The organism is Palleronia sp., assembly GCF_042089775.1.
GTDB lineage: Bacteria > Pseudomonadota > Alphaproteobacteria > Rhodobacterales > Rhodobacteraceae > Palleronia.
On record NZ_JBELKF010000158.1, the window covers coordinates 1 to 4776 of the forward strand.

The window sequence follows — 4776 nt, forward strand, 5'->3', positions numbered from 1 at the left end:
CCGAGGGCATGGCCGCTCTGGTCGAGAAGTTCGAGCAGTTGCGCACTGGCATCGCCACGCTGAACCAGCAGGCGGCGATCAACACCTTCAACTCCGAAGCCCTCGCCGCCGGCCTCCCGCCCACGGGCGACGAACAGGTCGACGCCCTGCGGTGGTTCATGAGCCAAGGCCTGAGCCAGGTGCAGGCTGCGGGCGTCGTGGGCAACCTCGTCGTGGAGAGCGGAGCCAATCTCGACCCGCGCGCCGCGGGAGACATGCAGAACGGCTCGCCCACCTCCTTCGGGGTGGCCCAATGGCACAACGAGCGCTGGCAGGCACTGGTCAACTGGGCCGCGTCCAAGGGGCTCGACCCGTGGCAGCGGACCACCCAGTACGCCTTCTACATGGCCGAGCTGAACGGCAGTGAGCGGCGGGCAGGGAACATGCTTCGTGCGGCCACCACGCCCGAGCAGGCCAACCTCGCAGGCCTCGCCTTCGAGCGCCCCTCCGGCTACGAGAAGAGCCCGCAGGCGGTGCCCTCCTACAGCACCCGGTTGGGTCACACCACGCGGCTCGCCACGATCAACCTCGGCATCGAGACCACCCGGCAGAACGACGAGGCCCTTGTCGAAGCCCAGCGAGGGCAGGCCCGGGCCGAGGCCGACGACAGCATCGCGGACGCCCTCGAGGCGCAGGATCGCGACATTCAGGCCCAGCTGATCCGCGCGCGGACGCTGACCAAGTCGACCGAGATCGTAGAAGCCGCCAGCCGGATCAGCGACAGCTTCGCCGCCCTGATGGACGCCGAAGTGGCTGCCTACACCAAGGCGAACGAAGACCTGATCGCCAAGGGAGATCGTGGCGCGCTGCAGGGTATCGAAGACCTGAAGGAGAAGATCGGCCAGAGCCGTGTCGAGGCGATGTCCGAGCTGATGCGCCAGTGGGATGCCGCCGTCGAGGAGGAGAGCCGCAGCGCGCTCGCCGATGCCCGCGCCCGCCTGTCCGAAGCCCAGAAGCCGGCCAACGCCGGCAAGTTCTCGGCGCAGGACATCCGGGGCATGGAGGCGGTCGTCGCTCGCGAGGAGCAGGCGCTGCTCGCGGCCGAGGTCGCGTCCGCCGAACAGCGTCTGACCCTCATCCGCAACCAGCTGGCCGACGCTACCGCCCGATCTGGCGAGAACTCCGAGGAAGCCCTTGCGTGGTTGAAGCTCGAAGCTGAAGCCAACAAGGAGCTGGAAGACGCGATCAAAGCGCGCACCATCGCCGAAAACGCCAGCGCGGCCCCGCAGATGGGCCGACAGGAGGCTTACTCCAGCGCGCGTGACGACTGGATGCTGAACTCAGGCTTCTACAAGGTCGGCGAGAACGGCATGCCTGAGATGAAGTCTCAGGCCGAGCAGATGGAAGAGACGTGGGGCGGGGTCTTCGACGCGCTGAACGCTGGCTTCTCCAGTTTCTACGCGGACATCTCCTCGGGCAACGTCTCGATCATCGACAGCTTCAAGGGCCTCGGCCTCGCCGTCGTCGAGCAGTTCCAGCAGATGATCATCAAGGCGCTGGCCTTCCAAGCCGTGCAGGCGATGATCGGCGCCCCGGGCGATGCCGAAGGCTCCGCGGGCGCGGGCATCCTGAAGCAGATCGCGACCACTCTGTTCTCCGTACCGAAAGCGGCCAACGGCGAGATCGTGGGCGGGGGCATCCCGGGCCGGGACAGCGTGCTTCGCAAGGTGATGCCGGGCGAGGTGATCCTTCGTCAGTCGGCGGTGCAGGCGATCGGCGTCAACAAGCTGCGGGCGTTGAACAATCTCGGCAACCGCACCATCTCCCAGTCTGAGGGGATGATGACGTCCCAGCAGCAAGCGGGTGGGGGCGGGATGGTCAACGTCTACGTCGTCTCTCCCGACAACGTGCCCACGATGGGGCCGAACGACGTGGTGGCCGTGATCAGCGACAACATCAGCCGGAAGGGAACCATCCGGCAGCTCATCAAATCCGTGCAGATGGGAGCTGCCTGATGCCCATGGAGCGGTTCGACTTTCCCTACCACAGCTTCGAAGTCGAGTACCCGGAAAGCTCACCCAAGATCACCTTCGGGGGTGGTTATGAGTTCGTCAGCAGGCCCAAGGCCCCCGATCAGGTGACCCATCACCTGCACTTCGTGGGCATGTCCTACCATATCGGGACACAAGGGAATGCGTCCACGCAGAAGAACCTCCAGTACAACATCCGCGTGCTGGAGCTGTTCTACCAACGCCACCGGCTCTACGAGAAGTTCATCTACCCCCACCCGGTCGAAGGTGACCTGATCGTCCGCTTCAAGACGCCGCTGAAGTTCAGGCAGGTGCCGGGTGGCTTGGGCGTCATCGAACCCTTTACCGTCACTCTGATTACGCAGCCATGAGCATTCCTGAACAACACCTGGACGAGGGCCTGAAGCTCACCGCCGATGCGGAGGTGGAGCTGTTTACCATCAAGCTGGTCAGCTCCCCGGTGATCTTCCACTTCAAGAACAACAACACGGTGACGTGGCAGGGAACCGTCTATGAAGGGCTGCCTTGTTCGATGTCGGGTGACATGCGCTCGGCCAGTGAGGAGGAGGGTCGTCCTTCGCTCCGTGTGGTCAACCCGGAGGGCATCTTCAACAAGCCGGCCATCGACGGCATGCTCGACCGAGCCATCGTCACCCGCAAGACCGTGCTGTTCCAGCACATCGAGAGCAACACCAACGTCTTCCGGCAGCGTATGTGGTACGTTGAGCGCGTGAAAGAGTTGGTTTCAGGACAGATGCTCGGCCTTGAGCTGCGTTCGATGACAGACCTACCGGGCTTCCAGATCCCCGTCCGCATCTTCATGCCACCCGAGTTCCCCACGGTGTCCCTGTGACCGCCCGCTACGAACACCTGCTGGGTCGCCCGTTCATCTACGGACGGCAGGACTGCTACAGCATCGTCCGCGACTTCTTCGCAGACAACCACAATCTGGTCCTGCCCAACTACGCCCGACCCAATGAGTTCTGGAAGCACGGCATGGACATGTACCGGGACCGGTACGTCAAGAACGGCTTTGAGGTGCTGCACTGCCACCCTTCCGAGTATCAGGAGGGCGACGTCTTCCTCATGGCGATCACCTCTCAGGTTGCCAACCATGCGGCTGTGCTGGTCGAAGGGGGCAAGGTTCTGCACCACATGTGGGGCCGTCTCTCCGCGGTCGAGCCCTACCGTGACCTCTACCGGAACACCACCGTGGCAGTGCTTCGACACAGGGACGTGGTGGTTGAAAAGAGCGAGAGCCAAACCGATATTCGTGAATACCTCAGTACGAGATTAAAGCAGAAACTCGGTGGACTCCCAGAGACTTCTTGACCGCTACACCGGCCTGCATGAGCGGGTTGGCTTCATCCTCGAGAGCGGCGAGATCGTCGAGTGCAAGAACATCTCCCCCGACCCTGAGAACGCCTTCGAGGTCGCGCCTGAGGAGACCATCCGTTACGCCGACGACGCAGTGGCCACCTGGCACACTCACCCGGGCGGCGACAACAACCTCAGCGCCAACGACTACGAGATGTTCCTCGCATGGCCGGGCTTCTCCCACTTCATCGTGGGCGAGAACGGGGTGCAGGAATACATCATCGCTGATGGAGATGTCCTGATTGCTTAGGAGGGTTCACTTCCATGGCCCGCTCAGGGCGCAGTTGGAAGGCCCGATCGAGGTAGCAGGAGAGACCGTCGCCGAGGTGATCGAGAGCATCACCCGACAACTGCCGGCCTTCGCCCCGAACCCTACCACTGGCCGCCACCGGCTTCAGGTGGTGTGTTGCAGGACGCTTGAGGATCTGCACCGCCCGTTGGGCGACGTCGTGGAGCTGCACGTCTGCCCGCAGATGATGGGCGGCAAGAACCAGAACGTCACCCAAATCCTGATCGGTGCCGTGCTGATCGGCATTGCCTTCATCCCGGGCATGCAGGCTGCCGCCCCGTGGCTGATCAGGACTGGTACGCTGATGATCCTCGGTGGCGTGGCAGGCATGCTGGCCCCCACGCCCGATGACGATCGACAGATCAAGTCCCAGTACCTCGGGGCACCCCGCAACACGACGAGAATCGGGACGCGCATCCCCATCCTCTACGGCAAGTACCGTTGGGGCGGGCATTACCTGTCCTTCGACATCAACGCCATCGAGTTCCGGGGTTCCGGTGCGAACGGCACTTCTGGAGGCAAGTGATGCCCCGTCCCTCTGACCAGCTCGTCATCGACACCGTCCGCCTCGTGGGCGGCAACCGGCCCGCCGCCCGGCTCCTTCAGGAACAGGGCTGGGACATTTCCGAGACCTCGATCCGCCGGATGTTCGGGCGGATGCAGGGCGACGAGCCGCAGCCCTTCACCGTCGAGCTGCCCGGCGGGGAGATGGCCTCGAGCATCGACATCGAGGAGCTGATCGAGCGCCGCAAGGAACAGTACGCCCGCAAGCTCGAGGTCTATGAGCGCGAGAAGATCGTCCCGATCCGCGTGAACATCGACGGCCCAATCGGCATCGGCTTCATCGGCGACCCGCATGTCGACGATGACGGCACGGACATCGCCCAGGTTTTCGAACACGCCCGGCTGTTCGATGGTCGCAACCCCGGCCTCTTCGCGGGCAACATCGGCGACATCACGAACAACTGGGCTGGCCGGCTGGCCCGGCTCTGGGCTGATCAGAGCACCAGTGCGGCCGAGGCCCGGGCGCTCGCGACCGAGTACCTGCAGATGGTCAACTGGCTCTTCTTCATTGCGGGCAATCATGACTGCTGGCAGGGC

7 protein-coding genes are annotated in these 4776 nt (G+C 63.9%); all 7 read left to right on the forward strand.

Translation table 11 applies throughout. The features are described from left to right. Nucleotides 1–1994: phage tail tip lysozyme (locus ACFDS3_RS19040; protein ID WP_375263920.1), on the forward strand; the 1994-nt coding region annotated here is incomplete at its 5' end. Further along, nucleotides 1994–2380 carry a hypothetical protein gene (locus tag ACFDS3_RS19045; RefSeq protein ID WP_375263921.1) on the forward strand — a complete coding sequence of 129 codons (387 nt, stop codon included), beginning with the start codon at nt 1994–1996 and terminating at the stop codon, nt 2378–2380. The genes ACFDS3_RS19040 and ACFDS3_RS19045, both read left to right, overlap by 1 nt. After that, nucleotides 2377–2862, forward strand: coding sequence for a hypothetical protein (locus ACFDS3_RS19050; RefSeq protein WP_375263922.1), 486 nt, complete (start codon nt 2377–2379; stop codon nt 2860–2862). Before ACFDS3_RS19045 ends, ACFDS3_RS19050 begins: the two co-directional genes overlap by 4 nt. After that, nucleotides 2859–3341, forward strand: coding sequence for an NlpC/P60 family protein (locus ACFDS3_RS19055; protein ID WP_375263923.1), 483 nt, complete (start codon nt 2859–2861; stop codon nt 3339–3341). The genes ACFDS3_RS19050 and ACFDS3_RS19055 overlap by 4 nt, the downstream gene beginning before the upstream one ends. Next, nucleotides 3319–3636, forward strand: coding sequence for a hypothetical protein (locus tag ACFDS3_RS19060; protein WP_375263924.1), 318 nt, complete (start codon nt 3319–3321; stop codon nt 3634–3636). The genes ACFDS3_RS19055 and ACFDS3_RS19060 overlap by 23 nt, the downstream gene beginning before the upstream one ends. After that, nucleotides 3629–4201 carry a hypothetical protein gene (locus tag ACFDS3_RS19065; RefSeq protein ID WP_375263925.1) on the forward strand — a complete coding sequence of 191 codons (573 nt, stop codon included), beginning with the start codon at nt 3629–3631 and terminating at the stop codon, nt 4199–4201. Before ACFDS3_RS19060 ends, ACFDS3_RS19065 begins: the two co-directional genes overlap by 8 nt. After that, nucleotides 4201–4776 (forward strand): hypothetical protein (locus tag ACFDS3_RS19070; protein WP_375263926.1); only part of this gene is annotated, 576 nt, incomplete at its 3' end. The genes ACFDS3_RS19065 and ACFDS3_RS19070, both read left to right, overlap by 1 nt.

Excerpts from the sequence above, each read along its gene's own strand:
- ACFDS3_RS19045 (WP_375263921.1), top strand. The coding sequence starts at position 1,994 with ATGCCCATGGAGCGGTTCGACTTTCCCTACCACAGCTTCGAAGTCGAG.
- ACFDS3_RS19050 (WP_375263922.1), top strand. The coding sequence starts at position 2,377 with ATGAGCATTCCTGAACAACACCTGGACGAGGGCCTGAAGCTCACCGCC.